Raw genomic sequence first — 19,872 nt, forward strand, 5'->3', positions numbered from 1 at the left:
GTACTCCTTATCGGGTCGTTCGCAGGCATGTGCGGGTGGTTCCGCCACTGGAGAGTCTGGAACCTCAAGCACGATTGAGGTCAAGTGCAAGTGACGTGGATCATTTGACCAGGGCTTCGAGTCGGAGGACGATCCGGTCCGGTCCGGGTTCGGCCGCGAGGGCGGCACGGGCCTCATGAGTGCGCGTACGCAGGTCGCGATCGTGCAGCAGGGTGTTGATCAGTGTCGCGTCGACCTGCTCGGCGTCTCGTCGCAGTCCGAGCCCGTTCCTCTCGATCATGTCGGCGTTGATCCAGTTGTCGGCACCGTGCGGGATGGCGAGCTGCGGGACTCCGGCATGGGCGGACGCCAGAGTGGTGCCCGCGCCGCCATGGTGGATGATCGCGTCACAGGTGGTCAGCAAGGTGGCGAGCGGGGTCCAGCCCACGACACGGACATTGCCCGGCAGCGTGCCGAGGGCGTCCAGATCGGGGTCGTCGCCCAGGGCGAGGACGAACTCGGCATCCACGTCGCCGGCCGCCGCGAGGACGCTCTCCAGGCTGCCGACGCCGGCGACGTAGGGCACGGTGGTCCCGAGCGTGACGCAGATCCGTGGGCGTTGTTTGGGCTCGGCCATCCAGTCGGGCAGAGTCCCTCCTCCGTGGAAGGGCACCGAGCGCATGGTCCAGCCCTCGCCCTCTCCGTGCATCATGTGCCCGGGCGCGAAGTACAGGGACGTCACGTCCGGCAACTCGTGGGCAACGCCGACGCGCGCGAAGAGGGGCTCCAGGTGGGGCAGGAACCGCTGAGGCATGGTGCCCTCACGCAGGAAGCTGAAGCCGTGCTCGATGGCCGGAACGCCGAGTGCGCGGGCGGTGACGAGCGCCGCTCCGTTGAGCCGGGAGTAGACGATCAGGTCCGGCTCCCAGGCGCGGGCGAAGGACAGGGTCCCGTCCAGCATCAGATCGCTGACCCCGGCGAACTTCTCCAGGATGATGTCCGGGGTCTGCAGGGTCCGCGCGATCGCCAGCCCGCGCTCGCGCATCGCCCGTGCGCGCTCCTGCGGTGACCCGGTACGGGGGAAGAACTGTGCGAAGTCCGCCCCCGCCGAGACCTCGCGGACCGCGAACCCCGCGTGCGCCGCCGCATCGGTCGACACGCCGGAGGTCGCCACCACGACGTCGTGGCCCGCCGTACGGAACGCCCAGGCGAGCCCGGACGAGGGATACAGATGATCGAACCCCGGAGAAACGGCAAACAGCACACGCATCGCACGACCCCAATCTCAAGATCCACTCGGTGCACGACGGCGACCGACAACCGTCACGATCCTTCACCGTGCCGCTCGACGCGGACTCGAACGGTGCCTGACCTCCGTCGCCGCTGTGCGCGCCGGCAGCCCTGTCGTCGTTCGGCGGCCCGGACGTCCTGGAACTGACGGACGTCGCGGAACCCCAGGCAGGTCCGGGAACGGGCCGCCGGAGTACGGCACTTCGACAGCCGCAAGTGCCTCCAGGCCGGCCGGCTCCGGCGTGGGGCGTCACGTCCGTCATCGGCACGGTCGGCGAGGCCAACCACGACTACTCGCGTTCCGTCGGCGCGACCCCGGTCACGTACGGCGGGGGACTCGTCGACAGGAACCGCGTCCGGACCATGGTCTCCGACGAGGTCGCGAAGGAGCTCGGCGTGCCGCTGCTGAGTCCCGGCCGGTCCGTCGAGCGTCTCGTGGAGCTGACCGAGCTGTACGAACAAGACCTCATGGCTCGTCCCGACAGTGGACGGAGCCCGCTCCACACGGGTGTGGCCGGCGCCCCACCCGTGTTCCCGCTCTACTGCGGCGGATTGCCGTGCTTGCGGGAGGGCAGGTCCGCGTGTTTGGTGCGGAGCATCGCGAGGGCCGCGCCGAGGGCCGATCGGGTCTCGGCCGGGTCGATGACGTCATCGACGAGGCCGCGCTCCGCCGCGTAGTACGGGTGCATCAGTTCCGCCTTGTACTCCTTCACCATGCGCTCGCGCATGGCATCCGGATCCTCGGCCTCTGCGATTCGGCGCCGGAAGATGACATTGGCGGCCCCCTCGGCTCCCATCACGGCGATCTCGTTGGTGGGCCATGCGTAGGTCACGTCGGCGCCGATGGACTGCGAGTCCATGACGATGTAGGCGCCCCCGTACGCCTTGCGCAACACCAGTGAGACGCGCGGCACCGTGGCGTTGCAGTACGCGTACAGCAACTTGGCTCCGTGGCGAATGATGCCCCCGTGCTCCTGGCCCACTCCGGGAAGGAAACCAGGAACATCGAGCAGCGTGATGATCGGAATATTAAAGGCATCGCACATCTGAACGAACCGCGCGGCCTTTTCGGACGCCTCGATGTCCAGCACCCCTGCCAGGTACTGGGGCTGGTTGGCCACTACGCCCACCACTTGCCCCTCGAGACGGGCGAGAGCACACACGATGTTCCGCGCCCAGCGCTCGTGGACCTCCATGAACTCGCCGTCGTCGACGATTTCCTCGATGACCCGGACCATGTCGTAGGGGCGGTTGCCATCGGCCGGGACCAGGTCCAGCAGGGCTTCCGTAGTGCGGCCGACCGGGTCCTGCGCAGCGGCCGCCGGCGGATTCTCGCGGTTGTTCTGCGGGAGCAGCGAGAGCAGGTAGCGCACCTCGGCGAGGCAGGTCTCCTCGTCGTCGTACGCGAAATGGGCCACGCCGCTCGTCTCGGCGTGCACGTCCGCGCCGCCGAGTCCGTTCTGGGTGATCTCCTCGCCGGTGACCGCCTTGACGACGTCCGGACCGGTGATGAACATCTGCGAGGTGTCGCGGACCATGAACACGAAGTCCGTCAGCGCCGGCGAGTAGGCCGCGCCGCCCGCGCACGGGCCCAGCATCACGGATATCTGTGGGATCACCCCCGACGCCCGGGTGTTGCGCCGGAAGATGCCGCCGTAGCCGGCCAACGCCGAGACACCCTCCTGGATGCGGGCACCGGCACCGTCGTTGAGGGACACCAGCGGCGCACCGGCCGAGAGGGCCATGTCCATGATCTTGTGGATCTTGGTGGCATGGGCCTCGCCCAACGCGCCGCCGAAGATACGGAAGTCGTGCGCGTAGACGAAGACCGTCCGCCCCTCCACCGTGCCCCAGCCGGTGATCACACCGTCCGTGTGGGGCCTCCTCTTCTCCAGGCCGAAGCCGCGTGCCCGGTGCCGGCGCAGCTGCTCGACCTCCTGGAAAGAGCCCGCGTCGAGCAACAGCTCGATCCGCTCGCGGGCGGTGAGCTTCCCCTTGGCGTGCTGAGCCGCGGTGGCCTCCTCGCTCGGTCCGCGCAGGGCCTGCTCGCGAATGGTCCACAACTCCGACACGCGCCCGCGGACGTTGGAATCCGGATCCGGCATCAGTCCCACGTTCCCTCCTTCATACGCGAACGGCCCTACTGCCAACTGTGCGGCGCACGGTAGGCCGGGGTACGGTCCAGCCGCTGCCACCGCGCGACGGAACGCGCCTCGGCCCCGGCCTGCTGTTGCCTCCGCCCCGCGTACAGCGAGAGCAGGGTCACGGCGACCGCGGCGAGATCCTCCTCGCCGGGCCGGCCGCGCTCGACACGCAGGAGCGTCCGCATGTCACTCACATCACTCACAGCGCCTCCTCGACTAGGGCCCTTCTGATGGATCTCCGTGGAGGAAGGAGCGGCGTTCGGTGCGGCGAGAGTGCGTGCCGGGCGTCGCGACGCCACGGAGATCCATCAGAAGGGCCCTAGCGGCCAAGGTCCGCGCTCCCGCTCAACTTCCGCTCGCACGCGCCTTGAACCGTGTCAGGACGCCTCCACGACCTCCTTCGCCCGGTCCAGCACCAGGCGCACCTTGGCACTCAACTCCCGCCGGACGAAGGCCGTGACCTCGGTCAGGTCCCTGCCGCCCGGTGTGAGCACGACCGTCTGCTCGGAGGTGACCGTGACCGCGTCCTCGGTGGACTCGATCCGCCACCGCACGCTGTGGCTGCTCCCGACAGGAGGCAGCACCAGTTGCTTGTACGCGACGAGGTGGTCCGGCAGGCCGACGCGCGCGGTCCTCATGGCGAGCAGCCCACCGTCGGCCTCAACCGTGTCGACCTCCACCAACTGCAGTCCGTCCTCGTCCTGCAGAGCATCGACCCGGACGACATGGGGCAGCAGCTCCGGCCAGGCCGTGATGTCGTGCAGCACCCCGTAGACGGCCGCGTGACCGCCGTCGACGGTGACCCGGTCCACGACGACGACCCGCAGGTCCGCGTCCAGTTCGGCGGCCACTTTCACGGCTTCCGTCTCGGCACCGGCGATCGTGTCGATCACGGCTCCGGTCGCGGCCAGGGCCTCCGCGTCGTGTCCAGCGACCTGATAGCTGTGTTCGAGCCGTACGAGGCACTCCTTGTCGGACACGGGCTCCACGACCCACGCGCGCTGCATGGACGTCAGGGGCGGCGCCGGCTCCTCGGGCCGGAAGTCGATCCGCAGCGCTTTCGCGTCCGTTCGCCGCAGCGCGACCCACCGTTCCACGCGGTCACCGGACGTGGTCCACATTCCGCAGCGTTCGAACTCTCCTTGCACACCGATCACTTCGGCGTGGACGAACGACTTGAAGACCCAGGGCCAGTTCCCGAGATCCACGAGCAGCCGATAGACGTCATCGGCGGCCGCGTCGACCTTGACCTCATGCACCCGTGTCTCAGCCATCGATGGCCTCCCGTTCCGCGTTGACATGGCGTCGTCGATCCTGCGGGAGACGCCTGGACGCACACTCGAAGCGCCACCGCGGGCGGGACCGACCGCGGGGACGCGACCGGGGAGGAAGGAGAGCGGAGAGAGGAAGAGAGAAGAGGGCAGGTCACGACCATGCCCTGGCAGGGTGCGCCGACGATCGGTGTCGTCCCGCTCAGCGCGCGAGCCGACCGCCCTCTACGGGAAGGGTGGCTCCCACCACGTACGACGACCGGTCGCTGCACAGCCAGGCCGCGGCGTGCGCGATCTCGTACGGGTCGGCGATCCGCCGGAGCATGGCCTTGCTCGCCATGGCGTTCTCCCGCGCGGGGTCCTCGGCCATCCATGCGGCGATCATGTCGGTGCGCGTCGCGCCGGTGGCCAGCGCGTTGACCCGGATGCCCTGCGGCGCGTACTCGTTGGCGGCCGCCTTGGTCAGCCCGATCACGGCATGCTTCGACGCGATGTACGCGGAGTTCGCCACGGTCGCCACCAACCCGGCGGTGCTGCTGTTGTTCACGATGGATCCCCCGCCGCTCGTGAGCATGGACGCCACCTCGCCTCGAAGGCAGTTCCACAGGCCGCGGACGTTCACGTCCATCACCGCGTCGTAGGTCTCGTCGTCCAGCTCGTGCAGCGGACCGGGCGGCCCGGCGAACCCCGCGTTGTTGAAGGCGGCGTCCAGAGTCCCGAACTCCTCGACAGCGGTGGCGATCGCCCGCTCCACATCCGCCGGCCGCGTGATGTCGGCGACCGCGTACCGGGCGCGGTGTCCCGCGGCCACCAGTCCCTCGGTGAGCTTCGCCAGCTCCGGCTCCCGCCGTGCGACCAGCGTCACAGCGGCACCCTCGTCGCAGAAGACGCGGGCCGCAGCAGCTCCGATCCCGCCGCTGGCACCTGTGATGAGAACAGACTTGCCTTCGAGCAGATTGCCACCGACGGTCATGGTGAAAGACAGTAGCACCGCCTCACACATCGTGATCCACTCCCCAACACATCTGTGAAGGACGTCCGTTGACCTCTCAGCGCATACTCGTGACAGGGGGCGCCGGCTTCGTCGGTTCCCATGTCGTGGAGCACCTCCTCGCCGTAACGCCGCACTGCCCCGCCCTGCGTGTTCTCGTCCACCACCGGGCCCCGGCGCATCTGGCGGGTGCGCCGGCCGGCCGCGGCGTGGAGATCGTGCGGGGCAGCCTGTCCGATCCGGCCGGCCTGCACGGCATCTGCGACGGCGTGACCACCGTCCTTCATCTCGCCGCCCGGATCGGGGGTACCGAGGAAGAGTGCCGGCTGGTCAACACGGAAGGCACCCGCGCCCTCCTCGCCGAGGCGAAGCGCGCGGGGGTCGGCAATTTCATCCAACTCGGCACGGCCGCGGTCTACGGGAACGGCCCGCACCGCGGTGCGGCCGAAGGCATGTTGGACGAGAGCCCCACCTCGCCCACCAGCGTCACCCGCCTCGCGGGAGAGCGGCTGGTCGTGGCCGCGGGCGGAACCGTGTTGCGCCCCTACCTCATCTACGGCGACGGCGACACCTGGCTGATCCCCGCCCTCGTCGGATTGATACGGCGCGTGCCCCGTTGGCCCGCAGGCGGGCGGGCCAGACTGTCACTCGTCTCGGTCGACAGCCTCGCCGCAGCGATCGCGGAACTCGCGCTCCTTCCCCGGCTCCCCACCGGTCAGGTCCTGCACGCGAGCCACCCAGAACCAGTCACCGTACGTGATCTGATCACGACTGTGGCGCGTCACCTCGAAATCCCCGAGCACCAGGGCGAGTTCGCCGCCGACGAGGCCGCCGAGCGGCTCGGCGCGCCTGACGACCCGCTCATCCGGCGCCAACTGGCCATGCTCACCACGGACCGTTGGTACAACAGCGACCGGTTCTGGAAGGCGGTCTCCACGGACCCGGGTCCTTCCTTCGAGAACGCCTTCGTCCGCTACAGCCCTTGGTACCGCAGCCATCACAGTGGAGAGGCCACATAAAATACAGACTTGCCGGTTTGATAATTATAGTGGGGGGTTTCCATCAGCGTTCCTCAACGAGAGGCTGGAAATGGCACGACAGGCGCGCGCACTCCATACCCGTCGCGCGATCTTGGAAGCGTCGGCGGCCGTCTTCGACGAATTCGGGTACGAGGCGGCGACGATCACCGAGATCCTCGCTCGGGCCGGAGTCACCAAGGGCGCCCTGTACTTCCACTTCCCGTCCAAACGGTCGCTGGCCGAAGGCGTCCTGGGGGCACAGTACGCGGAGGCCGGCGTACCACCGCGCACGAGCAAGCTGCAGGAGCTCATCGACATAGGTCTGGTCCTGGCGTACCGGATGAAGCGTGAACCACTGCTCAGCGCCGGCGCCCGGCTCTCCCTGGGCCCCGAGATGCGCAAGGTTTTCGGCGGTGGCTCCATACCCGGCTGGATCGCGCTCTCCACCCGGCTGCTCACCGAGGCCAAGGCCCAGGGTGAGCTGCTGCCCCATGTGAACCCGGAGGAGACGGCCTGGGTGATCTCGGCCTGTTGGACCGGCGCCCAGCTCCAGTCCCAGACCCTGAGCGACCGCGAGGACCTGGAGCACCGCGTGGCCGGCGTCTATCAGCACCTGCTGCCGAGCATCGCCACTCCCGGCACGCTGGCCTGCCTCATCATCTCCGAGGGCCGTGCCGCCGAAGTGGTCGCAGAGGTGAGCGCTCTCGACGGCGGCGCAACGGAACCCAAGCCGGTTCTCGACTGATCCGGCACGCGTGCACGGCCCGGCTGGTGAACCCGGCGTTCTCGAACGTCTAGCGCGTGGTCCGCTCGTGGACGTACTCCACGAGCCGGGTCAGCGCGTCCGGGTCCGTGCTGGGCATGACGCCGTGGCCGAGGTTGAAGACGTGGCCCTCCAGGCCGGCGGCCGTGTCGAGGACCTCGCGGGTCTTGGTCTCGACGGCCTCCGTGCCGGCGAACAGGACGGTCGGGTCGAGGTTGCCCTGGAGCGCCTTGCCGGGGCCGACGCGGCGGGCGGCCTCGTCGAGCGGGACGCGCCAGTCGACGCCGACGACGTCCGCGCCGGCCTCGCCCATGAGGCCCAGCAGCTCACCGGTGCCGACGCCGAAGTGGATGCGCGGGACGCCGTAGGACTCGACGGCCCGGAAGACCTTCGTAGAGGCGGGCAGCACCGAGCGGCGGTAGTCCGACGGGGCCAGCGCGCCGGCCCAGGAGTCGAAGAGCTGGACGGCGGAGGCGCCCGCCTCGATCTGGACCTTGAGGAACGCGGCCGTGATCCCGGCGAGTCGGTCGAGCAGGTCGGCCCACAGCTCGGGGTCGCCGTACATCATCGCCTTGGCGTTCTCGTAGGTGCGGGACGGGCCGCCCTCGACGAGATAACTGGCGAGGGTGAAGGGGGCGCCGGCGAAGCCGATGAGGGGGGTCTCGCCGAGCTCGGCGGTGAGCAGTCCGATCGCCTCGGTGACGTAGGAGACGTCCTCGGGGGTCAGGTCGCGCAGCTGGGCGAGGTCGGCGCGGCTGCGGATCGGCTTCTCGACGACCGGGCCGACGCCGGGCTTGATGTCGAGGTCGATGCCGATGGCCTTGAGGGGGACGACGATGTCGCTGAAGTAGATCGCCGCGTCCACGTGGTGCCGGCGGACCGGCTGGAGAGTGATCTCCGTGACCAGTTCGGGCCGCATGCACGACTCCAGCATCCCGATGCCCTCGCGCACCTTGAGGTACTCCGGCAGTGAGCGCCCGGCCTGCCGCATGAACCACACCGGTGTGTGCGGCACGGGCTCGCGCCTGCACGCCTTCAGGAAGGCGGAGTTGTATGTGGCGGTCGGCTGGTGGCCCGAGGGGCTGGCGTTGGCACTCACGAAGCAAAGTCTCGCACGCCTGCTTGACAGCGACGGCCCGGGCTGTGGACAACCGGGACCCGTATATTTCCGGCCACCGCTTCCGGCCGTCGGCGCGCCCTCCGTTCGCTGAGCGCGATCCGACAGTGACCCAGCGCACGGGTGTCTTGCCCTGCGCCGAGGCCCCGTTCCCCTTAATGTTCCGGCATGGCTGCGGCTCAGGGACGACTGTCGGACGGCGCTGGCGGGATGGACGACGCGAAAGAGGGGGAGCGCGATGCGATGGAGACGGCACCGTTGCCGTTCCGCTCCGCCGTGGAAGCGCTGAGGGCCACCCGGCTGCGGCCGGAGATCGAGATCGACCCGACCAAACCGCCACAGCGGCTCGCCCCGTACGCGTACGCCCTGGAGGCCGCGGTCGTCGACGGCGACGAGGACCTGGCCGACGGCCGGCTCGTCCTGCTGCACGACCCGGCGGGGCACGACGCCTGGCAGGGCTCCTTCCGGCTGGTGACCCTGGTCCGCGCGGAGTTGGAGGCCGAGATGGCCGCGGACCCGCTGTTGCCGGAGGTGTGCTGGTCATGGCTGACCGGCGCGCTGCAGTCCCGGGGGCTGTCGTACGGCGAACCGAGCGGCACGGTGACGCGGGCGAGTTCGCACTATTTCGGCGGACTGGCGACACGGCCGGCCGCGTCGCAGATCGAGATCCGGGCGTCGTGGACACCGCGTGAGGTCCTGGGCGGCGTCCCCGACACCGCGTCCCATCTCGCCTCGTGGTGCGACCTGCTCGCCCAGATCGCGGGGTTGCCGCCGGCGGTCGACCCCGGGGACGCGGCCGTCGTGACACTGCCGCAGCGGCGGGGACCGCAGACCCGCTGAACCCTTCACCTTGAGGACCGTGCTCCACGGAGCACGGTCCTTTTTGCGTGCGAGCAACCACGCCGATCTAAACCATCACTTTGTCGATACGGCCACTTTCGGCCGCGTATCGACGTGAAGCGACCCCGTTTGGCCTTCGGATGATCGAAGACGTGTCCGAATTGCACGGATTGTTACTCACCAAATCGTGATCATTCTCTAAAGGAGCAGAGGTTTGGTGCCGAAGACCTCTGTGACCTTGAAAGTACGGTTCGTCCTGGCTTCAACCCCACGAGCCCAGCGAGCCGGCCCCCGTCCCGCACCCCAGGAGGCCTGGTGTCCGTTCTCCTCGAGCAGCCCGCAAGCCTGGTCGCCTACCGTCCGAACAAGCCGACCGCGATGGTGGTCGTGGCCGATCCACGTGTTCGGTCCACCGTCACCCGCCACCTGTGGGCTCTCGGTGTCCGCGACGTCATCGAGGCCTCGTCCATCGCCGAGGCCCGTCCCCGTGTCGGCAACCCCCGTGACATCTGCGTCGCAGACGTCCACCTGCCGGACGGTTCCGGCCTGACCCTCCTGTCCGAGACCCGCGCGGCGGGCTGGCCCAACGGCCTCGCCCTCTCCGCGGCCGACGACATCGGCGCCGTACGCAACGCCCTCGCGGGCGGTGTGAAGGGATACGTCGTCACCGGCACTCGTACCAACATCGGACTGCCCACCCGCCCGGGTGCCGCCCCCATCGGCTCCGCCGCCCGTATGCACCGCCGCCCCCCGGGCGCCCCGAGCCACCCGGGCGGCTACCGGGAGCTTTCGGGCCGCGAGGTCGAGGTGCTGCGCCTGGTCGCGGAGGGACAGTCGAACAAGGCGATCGGCGTCTCGATGGGCCTGTCCGCGCTCACGGTCAAGAGCCACTTGGCCCGCATCGCTCGCAAGCTCGGCACCGGCGACCGCGCCGGCATGGTGGCGGTGGCGCTGCGCACCGGGATCATCCACTGACGCCGAGGGCGCACAGGGCCACGCCCTGGACAGGAAAAGGCCGGGATCGTTCATCGATGCCCGGCCTCTCCCGGTTCGCCGGAAACATTCACTGACACGTGTGACACGTGACTGGTTTACGCCCCTGGGAGGCCCGTCGACGGAACGTTCCGTCGGCGGGCCATGTCCATACACAGATACCCTTGACAGGTGACCGACGCCCAAGAGACCGCAGCAGACAGGACCCTGCGAACCACCGGAGGCGCCCCTCCGGACGACGGCGGATCTTCTGAAGCGGGGGCGCCCATCCCTTTGCTGGAGCCACGGGACGGCATTCCGGCGGTGATCGCCGACGAGTCGTCGCTCGCCGCGGTGATCGCCGCGTTCGCCGCCGGCTCCGGCCCCGTCGCCGTGGACGCCGAACGCGCGTCCGGATACCGCTACGGCCAGCGGGCCTATCTGGTGCAGCTTCGCCGCGAGGGCGCGGGCACCGCGCTCATCGACCCCGTCGCCTGCCCCGACCTCTCAGGCCTCGGCGAGGCGCTCTCCGGGGTGGAGTGGGTCCTCCACGCGGCCACCCAGGACCTGCCCTGTCTGCGCGAGATAGACATGGTCCCGACCCGGATCTTCGACACCGAGCTGGCCGGCCGCCTCGCCGGGTTCCCCCGGGTGGGCCTCGGCGCGATGGTCGAGGGCGTCCTCGGCTACGTCCTCGAAAAGGGCCACTCCGCGGTCGACTGGTCGACCCGCCCGCTGCCCGAGCCGTGGCTCCGGTACGCCGCGCTCGACGTGGAGCTCCTCGTGGACCTGCGGGACGCCCTGGAGAAGGAGCTGGACCGGCAGGGCAAGCTCGAATGGGCCCGCCAGGAGTTCGACGCGATCGCGGCCGCGCCGCCCGCCGAGCCGCGTAAGGATCCGTGGCGTCGTACGTCCGGGATGCACAAGGTACGGCGTCGGCGGCAGATGGCGGTCGTGCGGGAGCTGTGGGAGGCGCGGGACCGGATCGCGCAGCGGCGGGATGTGTCGCCGGGCAAGGTGCTGAGCGACGCGGCGATCGTCGAGGCGGCGTTGGCCCTGCCGGTCAACGCGCAGGCGCTGGCCGCGTTGAACGGGTTCGGGCATCGGATGGGGCGCCGGCAACTGGAGCAGTGGCAGGCCGCGGTGGATCGGGCCAGGGCCCTGCCGGACTCCGCGTTGCCGGCGCATGGGCAGCCGGTGACGGGGCCGCCGCCGCCGAAGGCCTGGGCCGACAAGGATCCGGCGGCGGCCGCGCGGTTGTCCGCCGCTCGGGCCGGGGTTTCCGCGCTGGCCGAGCAGCTCACCATGCCGCAGGAGAACTTGATTACTCCGGATACGGTTCGGCGGCTTTGCTGGGAACCGCCGAAGTCGTTGGACGCGGAGTCCGTGGGTTCGGCGCTCGCGGGGTATGGGGCTCGGGCTTGGCAGGTCGAGCTGGTCACGCCGGTGCTGGTGGGGGCGTTGTCCGCGACGGCCAAGGCCAAGGGGGACCAGTCGCCGTAGGGGCGTCCGTGTCATCGAGGCGCCCCTATTTCGTCGCTCCCCTCGTGAAGCCGTTGTAGATGAAGCGCTGCAACGCCAGGAAGACGATCAGGGTCGGCAGGATCACCAATACCGCTCCTGCCGAGATCGTTTCCCAGTGGGCGCCGAAGGGGGCCCTTGAAGCGGAAGAGGGAGGTGGAGATCACGCCGAGGTCGTCGGAGGGCATGTAGAGGAAAGGGATGTAGAAGTCGTTGTAGACGGTGATCCCTTTGACTATGACGACGGTGGCTGTCGCGGGTTTGAGGAGCGGGAAGATGATCTTTCGGTAGATCGTGAAGGCGTTGGCGCCGTCCAGGCGGGCTGACTCGTCGAGAGAGATCGGGATCGATCTCACGAACTGCAGGAAGATGTAGATCGAGACGATGTCGGTGCCCATGTAGAGGGCGATCGGGGCCCAGAGGGTGTCGAACATGCCGAAGCTGTCGACGATCTGGAAGGTCGCGACCTGGGTGGTGACGCCGGGGACGAGGGTGGCGACCAGGAAGAGGGCGACGACCAGTTTCCGGAAGCGGAAGGTGAAGCGGTCGATCGCGTAGGCCGCCATCGAGCCGATGAGGACCGTTCCGGTGATGGCGAAGGCGAGGATGAAGGCCGTGTTGCCGAAGGCGGCGAGCATCTCTCCGTCGCGGAAGGCCGTCGCGTAGTTCTCGAAGTTCAGGAAGCTGTCCGGCAGCGTGAGGGCGCCGCTGTCGTCCGCCATCTGCCGCTCGGTCTTGAGCGAGGTCAGCAGGACCACGAGAAGGGGCAGGAGGACCATGACCGACGCGCCGACCAGGGACAGGTAGGTGAGGGTGCGGGCGACTCGCCTGCGGATCACCGGAGTTGGTGTCGTCGCTGTCGTCATACGAGGTCCACCCTGTCGTCGGGGACCAGTCGGCGTTGCAGCCACGTCACCGCCAGGATGATCAGCAGCAGGACGACCGCGGCGGCGGACGCGAGGCCCGTCTTGTTGAACTGGAAGGCGAGCTTGACGGTCTGGATCACGAAGGTCTCGGTGCCCGTGGCGCCGCCCGTCATGATGTACGGGATCTCGAAGACCGACAGGGAGCCGGAGATCGAGAGGATCACGCTCAGGCTCAACACCGGGCGGATGCCCGGCGCGATGATGTACCGGAACTGGTGCCGGCGGCCCGCGCCGTCGAGTTCGGCCGCCTCGTACAACTCCCCCGGGATCGACTGGATCGCACCGAGGAAGAGCACGAAGTTCAGGCCCATGTAGCGCCACACGGAGACGCCCGCGAGGGAGATGTTCGCCGAGGTGGACGTGGACAGCCAGGCCCGGTCGGACTCGTGACCGAAGAGGGCGAGGACCGAGTCGAGGGTGCCGCCGTCCTGGAAGAAGTAGAGGAAGACGAAGCCGATCGCGACGCCGTTGATCAGGTACGGGAAGAAGAGAATGCCCTTGAAGAGATTCCGGAAGCGGACGTTGAAGCTGAGGATTGTCGCGAAGTAGAGGGCGGCCGCTATCTGGACGGCTGATGCGGCCAGGTAGTAGCCGCTGACGAAGAAGACCCGGAACAGCTCGGGGCGGGTGAAGATCTCGACGTAGTTGTCGGCGCCGGTGTAGTTCAGTTCGGGGCTGACGCCGTCCCAGTCGGTGAAGCTGTACGCCAGCATGTTGGCGACCGGGGCGTAGGTGAAGACGGCGAGCAGGACGAGCGGGGCGGCCAGGAAGAGCCAGGGTGTGAGCTTTCGCCACAGGCGCACCTTGCGTGGCGCGCGCCGGGGCGTGGGGGGCGGTGGCGCGGCCGTCGAGGGCCGCGCCACCTTCTCCGTCGCGTGCGAGGGGTCGGTCGTACGCGGGTGGGGCATCAGGACCCCACGGTCTTCTGTGCCTCGGTCCAGCGCTTGCCGAGGTCGGCGAGGAAGTCGTCGACGTCGCCGTCCTTGGCGCCGCGCGCGAGGTCGACCAGTTCCTGGCGGTAGGCGGGGCCGTAGATGCCGACCTCGGAGGCGCTGTCGATGTCCTTGACCGTGCCGCCCTCGGTGTCGTCGAGTTCGATGAGCTCGACGCCCTCCTCCTCGTACGGCTTGAGCACCTCGGGCAGCGGGTCGTCCTTGAGTGTCGAGATCGAGAGGTTGTCCGCCGCGTAGCCCGACTTGTCGGTGAACCAGTCGATCCAGGCGCGGGCCGCTTCCTTGTGCTCGGAATGGATGTTGACGGCCTGGTTGTAGTCGGGGTTGGCGGTCGCGCAGGCCTTGCCGTCGACCCGGGCGGGGAACGGCATGAATCCGATGTCGTCGGGGTCGGCTCCGGCCTTCTCGGCCGCCTGCCGGAACTGGATGATCGCCCAGCTGCCGAGCCACGCCGTGGCGATCCGGCCCTTCGCCAACTCGGGTTTGGAGTTCTCCCAGTTCGTGGTCGTCGGGTCCTTCTCGATCAGGCCCTGGTCGACGATGTCGTACAGCAGCCGGTCGCCCACGCGCAGTTCGCCGTTCTCGCCCCAGGGATCGCCCTCGGCGAGGTGGGTGGTGGCCGCGGTGTCGCAGCTGACCGAGCCGTTGATGTACGTCCACTGGGTCAGCGGCCACTGGGCGGCGAAGTTGGTGTAGTACGGGATGGCGTCGGTCTTGGACTTGATGGCTTTCAGCGCGGTGAGGAACTCCGCCGGGGTGGTGGGCCAGGCGGTGATGCCGGCCTCGGCCCAGATTCTCTTGTTGTAGAGGAAGCCGGGGGTCGCGCCCATCGGGCTCTGGCCGTAGACCTTGCCGTCGACCGTGGTGAAGCCGGTGAAGCGGTACTTCTTGCCGAGCTCCTCCTGGGTGCCCAGGGAGGCGAAGAACTTGGGATAGTCGTTCTTCTGGATGACGGCCGGGATCATGAGGACGTCGCCGTAGTTCTCCGTGTTCATACGGATCTTGACTTCGGCCTCGTAGTCGGTGATCGCGTCGAACTCGACCTTCACCTTCGGATAGGTCTTGTTGAATTCATCGGCGTACTTCTTCATCGTGCCGTCCTGCACGATGTCGGTGCGATGGGTGAGGACCTTGATGGTGCCGGAGACCTGTGACGGGTCCTCTGGAGCCTTGGCGTCGGCGCCCTTCGAGCTGCCTCCGCTTCCTGTGCAGCCCGAGGCCAGCAGGGCCGCGGCGAGCAGTGTTCCGGTGAGCGTCCTTCGGTGGTACATGTGCACCAGCTCCGTTCGGGACGGACGAGCACGGGTGGTTGGCTGGTTCGGCACTCTGACAGTCGCCACTGAACCGATAAAGCCCCTATTTCGCCAAGGCTGCCGAAAGATTTCGCGGGACTGTCGATGACCCGGACTGGACCGGTTTAGCGGGGTGCGTGCTGCTTGCACTCCCTCCTCGGGGATCCACCGCGCCCGCCCCTCGAGCGCCGCACGGGACCACCGGTGCGTCGTGACTGGTCGCGCGGTTCCCCGCGCCCCTAAGGTGGGTGCAGGTAACCGGCGGTAACGCGCGAACCCGATGTGACCTTCGCCGCTCACCCACTCAGGGGTGTGCAGCACTGTTACTCGCAAGTAGCATGGGGCTGAGCGCCCGCTCAGCGGTTGCGTATCGCAGCAGTGCCGTCCCGCACCTCTGGAGGAGAGCCATCGTGCCTCGTACCGTCAAGGACGTCGTCTTCGTCGACGGCGTCCGCACCCCGTTCGGCAAGGCGGGCCCGAAGGGCATCTACCACGAGACCCGCGCCGACGACCTCGTCGTGAAGGCGATCCGGGAGCTGCTGCGCCGCAACCCCGGCCTGGAGCCGGCGAAGATCGACGAGGTCGCCATCGCCGCGACCACGCAGATCGGTGACCAGGGGCTCACCATCGGCCGTACGGCCGGCATCCTCGCCGGTCTGCCGCAGTCGGTGCCCGGTTACTCCATCGACCGTATGTGCGCCGGCGCCCTGACCGCCGTCACCTCGGTCGCCGGTTCCGTCGCCTTCGGCGCGTACGACGTGGCCATCGCCGGTGGTGTCGAGCACATGGGCCGCCACCCGATGGGTGAGGGCGTGGACCCGAACCCGCGGTTCGTCAGCGAGAAGCTGGTCGACGAGTCCGCCCTCTTCATGGGCATGACCGCCGAGAACCTGCACGACCGGTACCCGACGATCACCAAGCAGCGCGCCGACGAGTACGCCGTGCGCTCGCAGGAGAAGGCCGCCAAGGCGTACGCCAACGGCAAGATCCAGGCCGACCTGGTGCCGATCTCGGTCCGCCGCACCAACGCCGAGGCCGGTGAGACGGGCTGGGGCCTGGTCACCGCCGACGAGCCGATGCGGCCGGGGACGACCCTGGAGAACCTGTCGGGTCTGAAGACCCCCTTCCGCGTCCACGGGCGGGTCACCGCCGGTAACGCGGCCGGTCTCAACGACGGCGCGACCGCCTCGCTCATCGCCTCCGAGGACTTCGCCCGGGAGAACAACCTCCCGGTGAAGATGCGCCTCGTCGCGTACTCCTTCGCGGGTGTCGAGCCGGAGGTCATGGGCTACGGCCCGATCCCGGCGACGGAGAAGGCGCTCGCCCAGGCGGGGCTGTCCATCGACGACATCGGTCTGTTCGAGATCAACGAGGCCTTCGCCGTCCAGGTCCTGGCCTTCCTGGAGCACTACGGCATCGCCGACGACGACGCGCGCGTCAACCAGTACGGCGGCGCGATCGCCTTCGGTCACCCGCTCGCCTCGTCGGGTGTGCGTCTGATGACGCAGCTCGCCCGTCAGTTCGAGGAGCAGCCCGAGGTCCGCTACGGCCTGACCACGATGTGCGTCGGCTTCGGCATGGGCGCCACGGTCATCTGGGAGAACCCGCACCACAAGGACGCCGGAGGCGACAAGTGAGCACCACCGCCGATCTTCTCAAGGGCGCGGCCGAGCTCTTTCCCGACGAGGTCGTGACGTCCGCGCACGTCCGCCACCTCGACCTGCCGTTCGGCGCCGGGCGCTTCGCGCTCATCACGCTCGACAACGGCTTCGACCACACCAAGCCGACCACCTTCGGCCCCGCGTCGCTGGCGAACCTGAACACCGCCATCGACCAGGTCGAGAAGGAGGCCGCGGCCGGCGAGATCATCGGTGTCGGTGTCACCGGCAAGCCGTTCATCTTCGCCGTCGGCGCCGACCTCAAGGGCGTCGAGCTGCTCAAGGAGCACGAGCACGCGCTCGCCATCGGCAAGGGCGGCCACGAGGTCTTCAAGCGGCTGTCCGCGCTCGCCGTCCCGACCTTCGCGTACTACAACGGTGCCGCGATGGGCGGCGGCGTCGAGGTCGGTCTGCACTGCTCCTACCGGACCGTGTCGAAGGCCCTCCCGGCCTTCTCCCTCCCCGAGGTCTTCCTCGGTCTGGTCCCCGGCTGGGGCGGCTGCACCCTGCTGCCGAACCTGATCGGCGCGGACAAGGCCGTCTCGGTGATCATCGAGAACAGTCTCAACCAGAACAAGCAGCTGAAGGGCCAGCAGGTCTTCGACCTCGGTATCGCCGACGCGATCTTCGAGGGCGCGGACTTCCTGGAGCAGTCGCTGATCTGGACGGCGAACGTCCTGAAGGGCGACGTCGAGGTCGAGCGTCCCGTCATCGACCGCGGTGAGGCCTGGGACCAGGCCGTCGCGCGCGGCCGGTTCATCGCTGACGGCAAGGTGCACGGGGCGGCCCCGGCCGCGTACCGCGCGCTGGACATCATCGCCGCCGCGAAGAACGGCGACCTCCAGCAGGGCTACGACGCCGAGGACGTCGCCCTCGCCGACCTGATCATGGGTGGCGAGCTGCGCGCCGGTATCTACGCCTTCAACCTGGTGCAGAAGCGCGGCAAGCGTCCCGCCGGTGCCCCGGACAAGTCGCTGGCCCGTCCGGTCACCAAGGTCGGTGTCGTCGGCGCCGGTCTGATGGCCTCCCAGCTCGCGCTGCTCTTCCTGCGCCGCCTGGAGGTGCCGGTCGTGCTGACCGACATCGACCAGGAGCGCGTCGACAAGGGTGTGGGCTACGTCCACGCCGAGATCGACAAGCTGCTCGGCAAGGGCCGGATCAACCAGGACAAGGCCAACCGTCTGAAGGCCCTGGTCACCGGTGTGCTGGACAAGGCCGAGGGCTTCTCCGACGCGGACTTCATCATCGAAGCCGTGTTCGAGGAGATCGGCGTCAAGCAGCAGGTGTTCGCGGAGGTCGAGGCGGTCGCCCCGGCGCACGCGATCCTCGCCACCAACACCTCCTCGCTGTCGGTGACCGAGATGGCGTCGAAGCTGAAGAACCCCGAGCGGGTCGTCGGCTTCCACTTCTTCAACCCGGTCGCGATCCTGCCGCTCCTGGAGATCGTCCGGGGCGAGGCGACGGACGACGCCTCCCTCGCCACGGCCTTCGCCGTCGCCAAGAAGCTGAAGAAGACCGCGGTGCTGGTGAAGGACGCCCCGGCGTTCGTCGTGAACCGCATCCTCACCCGCTTCATGGGCGAGATCCAGAACGTCATCGACGAGGGCACGCCGGTCGAAGTCGCCGAGAAGGCGGTCGAGCCGCTGGGTCTGCCGATGTCGCCGCTGGTGCTCCTGGAGCTGGTCGGCCCTGCCATCGGTCTGCATGTCTCGGAGACCCTCAACCGGGCCTTCCCGGACCGCTTCACGGTCTCCGAGAACCTCGCCGCCGTCGTCAAGGCCGGCAAGCGCGGCTTCTACGTCTACTCCGCAGAGAACGGCTTCAAGCCGGAGCTGGACCCCGAGGTCGCCGCGCTCCTGAAGCAGGGCGATGTCGTCCTGACCGAGGAGCAGGTGCGGGCCCGTGTGCTCGACGCCGTCGCCCAGGAGATCGGGCTCATGCTCGACGAGGGTGTCGTCGCCGAGGCGCAGGACATCGACCTCTGCCTGATCACCGGCGCCGGCTGGCCCTTCCACCTGGGCGGCATCACGCCGTACCTGGACCGTGAGGGCGTCAGCGAGCGGGTGAACGGCAAGAAGTTCCTGGAGGCCGGAGTGGCTTCGGTCCCCGCGTAACCACGGGACACCGTTGAGGGCCCCCGCTTCGGCGGGGGCCCTCTTCTCATGTGTCCGCCGCGTCCCCTTCGGCCGCGGCGAGCCGAGCCTTCAGTTCGGCGTTCTCCGCCTCCAGCAGGGCAATGCGCTTACGGGCGAAGTACAGCTCCATGACGGCGTCGTGGAACTCGGAGATGAGCTGGTCGGGGGTCAGTTGCACGTTCGCGTCCCTTTACGCCAGCTGGGTGGGGGTGCCGCCGACGGCCTTCCAGAACAGCTTGCCGCCCTGGGCGTAGAGGGAGCCGCCGCCCGCCGCGGCGGGTGCGCCGGTCGGCTCGGTGGCGACATTCGCCAGGCGTACCGCGCCCTCGGCGAGGATGGCCGAGGCCGCGCCGGTCCTCTGGATCACATGGAGCTGGGACTGCGGATTGTTCCCGCGGCCCATACCTATGCCGGTCGTACCGTTGCCCTTGACGACGAAGTCGTCCAGGCCGGGGTTGTTCCGCAGGACCAGCAGGGCGCCCTTGGTCGGGGCGTCGCTCGCGGTGACGAAGATGCCCTGCGCGGCGGTTCCCGCGGTCAGGAGGTCGATCGAAAGAGCCGAGGAACCAGGGTCCGAGCCGTCGGCGTAGCCCACGTGGGAGATCTTCAGCGTGCCGTGCGCGGTCTCCACGCCCTTGAGGTACATGGCCGAGGTTTCCGGGTTGTCCGACGTGACGTTGAGTGCCACGGTCTTCTCTCCGGACGTGGCCTTGTGGTTGATGGTGACCGTGTGCTCGGTCGTCGACGTCCCGTAGAACTGGGCCGGCGCGGTGTACTGCGTGTACTCGCCCGCGGCGGCCGCCGTCTCCGCGCCTGCGACCGCGACGGTCACCGCACCGGCGGTGAAGCCTCCGAGGAACACTCTGCGTCCCACTGCCATGTCTGTACTCACCTTCCGTCTGATGGAGTTGGTCATGTGATCACGCTTCACGAGATCCGCACAACGAGGTTCGGAACCCCGGCGGTCGCGAGTCCTGGGGTGGCCGGGCCATGTGGATCAG

General features: G+C 68.7%; 17 protein-coding genes and 1 pseudogene. 7 read left to right on the forward strand and 11 right to left on the reverse strand.

Annotated features, from left to right (window positions below; translation table 11 throughout):
* Positions 1-100: 100 nt before the first annotated feature.
* From JIX56_RS10160 to JIX56_RS10180, 5 genes are all read right to left on the reverse strand, one after another.
* Entirely contained in the window at positions 101-1,249 is a 1,149-nt protein-coding gene (locus tag JIX56_RS10160) for a nucleotide disphospho-sugar-binding domain-containing protein (RefSeq protein WP_257539118.1), read from the reverse strand.
* Positions 1,250-1,808: 559 nt separating this feature from the next.
* Positions 1,809-3,374, reverse strand: a complete 1,566-nt coding sequence (locus tag JIX56_RS10165; RefSeq protein ID WP_257550807.1) for an acyl-CoA carboxylase subunit beta — start codon at positions 3,372-3,374, stop codon at positions 1,809-1,811.
* 35 nt (positions 3,375-3,409) lie between these two features.
* Positions 3,410-3,616, reverse strand: a complete 207-nt coding sequence (locus tag JIX56_RS10170; protein WP_257539120.1) for an acyl-CoA carboxylase subunit epsilon — start codon at positions 3,614-3,616, stop codon at positions 3,410-3,412.
* A gap of 174 nt (positions 3,617-3,790) precedes the next feature.
* Positions 3,791-4,687, reverse strand: a complete 897-nt coding sequence (locus JIX56_RS10175) for an aromatase/cyclase (RefSeq protein WP_257539122.1) — start codon at positions 4,685-4,687, stop codon at positions 3,791-3,793.
* A gap of 199 nt (positions 4,688-4,886) precedes the next feature.
* The gene (locus tag JIX56_RS10180; protein WP_257539124.1) at positions 4,887-5,657 is read right to left on the reverse strand and encodes an SDR family NAD(P)-dependent oxidoreductase; all 771 of its coding nucleotides are present in this window, start codon (positions 5,655-5,657) and stop codon (positions 4,887-4,889) included.
* A gap of 68 nt (positions 5,658-5,725) precedes the next feature.
* Here JIX56_RS10180 and JIX56_RS10185 point away from each other — a divergent pair, with 68 nt between their 5' ends.
* Positions 5,726-6,694, forward strand: coding sequence for an NAD-dependent epimerase/dehydratase family protein (locus JIX56_RS10185; RefSeq protein ID WP_257539126.1), 969 nt, complete (start codon positions 5,726-5,728; stop codon positions 6,692-6,694).
* A gap of 70 nt (positions 6,695-6,764) precedes the next feature.
* Entirely contained in the window at positions 6,765-7,439 is a 675-nt protein-coding gene (locus JIX56_RS10190) for a ScbR family autoregulator-binding transcription factor (protein ID WP_257539128.1), read from the forward strand.
* 49 nt (positions 7,440-7,488) lie between these two features.
* On the opposite strand, the gene hemE is transcribed toward JIX56_RS10190, so the two are convergent.
* Complete coding sequence (gene hemE, locus JIX56_RS10195) at positions 7,489-8,556, reverse strand: uroporphyrinogen decarboxylase (protein ID WP_257539140.1); 1,068 nt, start codon at positions 8,554-8,556, stop codon at positions 7,489-7,491.
* 186 nt (positions 8,557-8,742) lie between these two features.
* Between hemE and JIX56_RS10200 the strand changes: the two genes are divergently transcribed.
* The 3 genes from JIX56_RS10200 (at position 8,743) to JIX56_RS10210 (ending at position 11,889) form a co-directional block, all read left to right on the forward strand.
* Entirely contained in the window at positions 8,743-9,414 is a 672-nt protein-coding gene (locus tag JIX56_RS10200) for a DUF3000 domain-containing protein (protein ID WP_257539142.1), read from the forward strand.
* Positions 9,415-9,729: 315 nt separating this feature from the next.
* Positions 9,730-10,389, forward strand: a complete 660-nt coding sequence (locus tag JIX56_RS10205) for a helix-turn-helix transcriptional regulator (protein ID WP_033529424.1) — start codon at positions 9,730-9,732, stop codon at positions 10,387-10,389.
* A 189-nt stretch (positions 10,390-10,578) separates the two neighbouring features.
* A complete protein-coding gene (locus JIX56_RS10210; protein WP_257539151.1) occupies positions 10,579-11,889 on the forward strand; it encodes a ribonuclease D in 1,311 nt (436 codons plus the stop codon).
* A gap of 25 nt (positions 11,890-11,914) precedes the next feature.
* Here JIX56_RS10210 and JIX56_RS10215 read toward each other — a convergent pair.
* The 3 genes and pseudogenes from JIX56_RS10215 to JIX56_RS10225 all read right to left on the reverse strand — a co-directional run bounded on the left by JIX56_RS10215 (position 11,915) and on the right by JIX56_RS10225 (position 15,057).
* A pseudogene (locus JIX56_RS10215) lies at positions 11,915-12,773 on the reverse strand (carbohydrate ABC transporter permease).
* Positions 12,770-13,741 carry a carbohydrate ABC transporter permease gene (locus JIX56_RS10220; RefSeq protein WP_257539161.1) on the reverse strand — a complete coding sequence of 324 codons (972 nt, stop codon included), beginning with the start codon at positions 13,739-13,741 and terminating at the stop codon, positions 12,770-12,772. The pseudogene JIX56_RS10215 and the gene JIX56_RS10220 overlap by 4 nt, the downstream one beginning before the upstream one ends.
* Positions 13,741-15,057: an extracellular solute-binding protein gene (locus JIX56_RS10225; protein WP_257539171.1), complete on the reverse strand. Its 1,317-nt coding sequence runs from the start codon at positions 15,055-15,057 to the stop codon at positions 13,741-13,743. Before JIX56_RS10225 ends, JIX56_RS10220 begins: the two co-directional genes overlap by 1 nt.
* A 431-nt stretch (positions 15,058-15,488) precedes the next feature.
* Between JIX56_RS10225 and JIX56_RS10230 the strand changes: the two genes are divergently transcribed.
* Positions 15,489-16,715, forward strand: a complete 1,227-nt coding sequence (locus JIX56_RS10230; protein ID WP_257539183.1) for a thiolase family protein — start codon at positions 15,489-15,491, stop codon at positions 16,713-16,715.
* Complete coding sequence (locus JIX56_RS10235) at positions 16,712-18,850, forward strand: 3-hydroxyacyl-CoA dehydrogenase NAD-binding domain-containing protein (RefSeq protein ID WP_257539193.1); 2,139 nt, start codon at positions 16,712-16,714, stop codon at positions 18,848-18,850. Before JIX56_RS10230 ends, JIX56_RS10235 begins: the two co-directional genes overlap by 4 nt.
* Positions 18,851-18,896: 46 nt before the next feature.
* Here JIX56_RS10235 and JIX56_RS10240 read toward each other — a convergent pair whose 3' ends face one another.
* Together JIX56_RS10240 and JIX56_RS10245 are read right to left on the reverse strand one after the other, a co-directional pair.
* Positions 18,897-19,049: a hypothetical protein gene (locus JIX56_RS10240; RefSeq protein ID WP_257539195.1), complete on the reverse strand. Its 153-nt coding sequence runs from the start codon at positions 19,047-19,049 to the stop codon at positions 18,897-18,899.
* A 12-nt stretch (positions 19,050-19,061) separates the two neighbouring features.
* Entirely contained in the window at positions 19,062-19,751 is a 690-nt protein-coding gene (locus JIX56_RS10245; RefSeq protein ID WP_257539197.1) for a hyaluronoglucosaminidase, read from the reverse strand.
* Positions 19,752-19,872 lie beyond the last annotated feature (121 nt).

It is taken from the genome of Streptomyces sp. CA-210063 (assembly GCF_024612015.1).
Taxonomy (GTDB): domain Bacteria; phylum Actinomycetota; class Actinomycetes; order Streptomycetales; family Streptomycetaceae; genus Streptomyces.

Coding starts and splice junctions, on each gene's coding strand:
- JIX56_RS10245 (WP_257539197.1), bottom strand. CDS start 19,751: ATGGCAGTGGGACGCAGAGTGTTCCTCGGAGGCTTCACCGCCGGTGCG.
- JIX56_RS10220 (WP_257539161.1), bottom strand. CDS start 13,741: ATGCCCCACCCGCGTACGACCGACCCCTCGCACGCGACGGAGAAGGTG.
- JIX56_RS10160 (WP_257539118.1), bottom strand. CDS start 1,249: ATGCGTGTGCTGTTTGCCGTTTCTCCGGGGTTCGATCATCTGTATCCC.
- JIX56_RS10165 (WP_257550807.1), bottom strand. CDS start 3,374: ATGCCGGATCCGGATTCCAACGTCCGCGGGCGCGTGTCGGAGTTGTGG.
- JIX56_RS10180 (WP_257539124.1), bottom strand. CDS start 5,657: ATGACCGTCGGTGGCAATCTGCTCGAAGGCAAGTCTGTTCTCATCACA.
- JIX56_RS10200 (WP_257539142.1), top strand. CDS start 8,743: ATGGCTGCGGCTCAGGGACGACTGTCGGACGGCGCTGGCGGGATGGAC.
- JIX56_RS10175 (WP_257539122.1), bottom strand. CDS start 4,687: ATGGCTGAGACACGGGTGCATGAGGTCAAGGTCGACGCGGCCGCCGAT.
- JIX56_RS10225 (WP_257539171.1), bottom strand. CDS start 15,057: ATGTACCACCGAAGGACGCTCACCGGAACACTGCTCGCCGCGGCCCTG.
- JIX56_RS10190 (WP_257539128.1), top strand. CDS start 6,765: ATGGCACGACAGGCGCGCGCACTCCATACCCGTCGCGCGATCTTGGAA.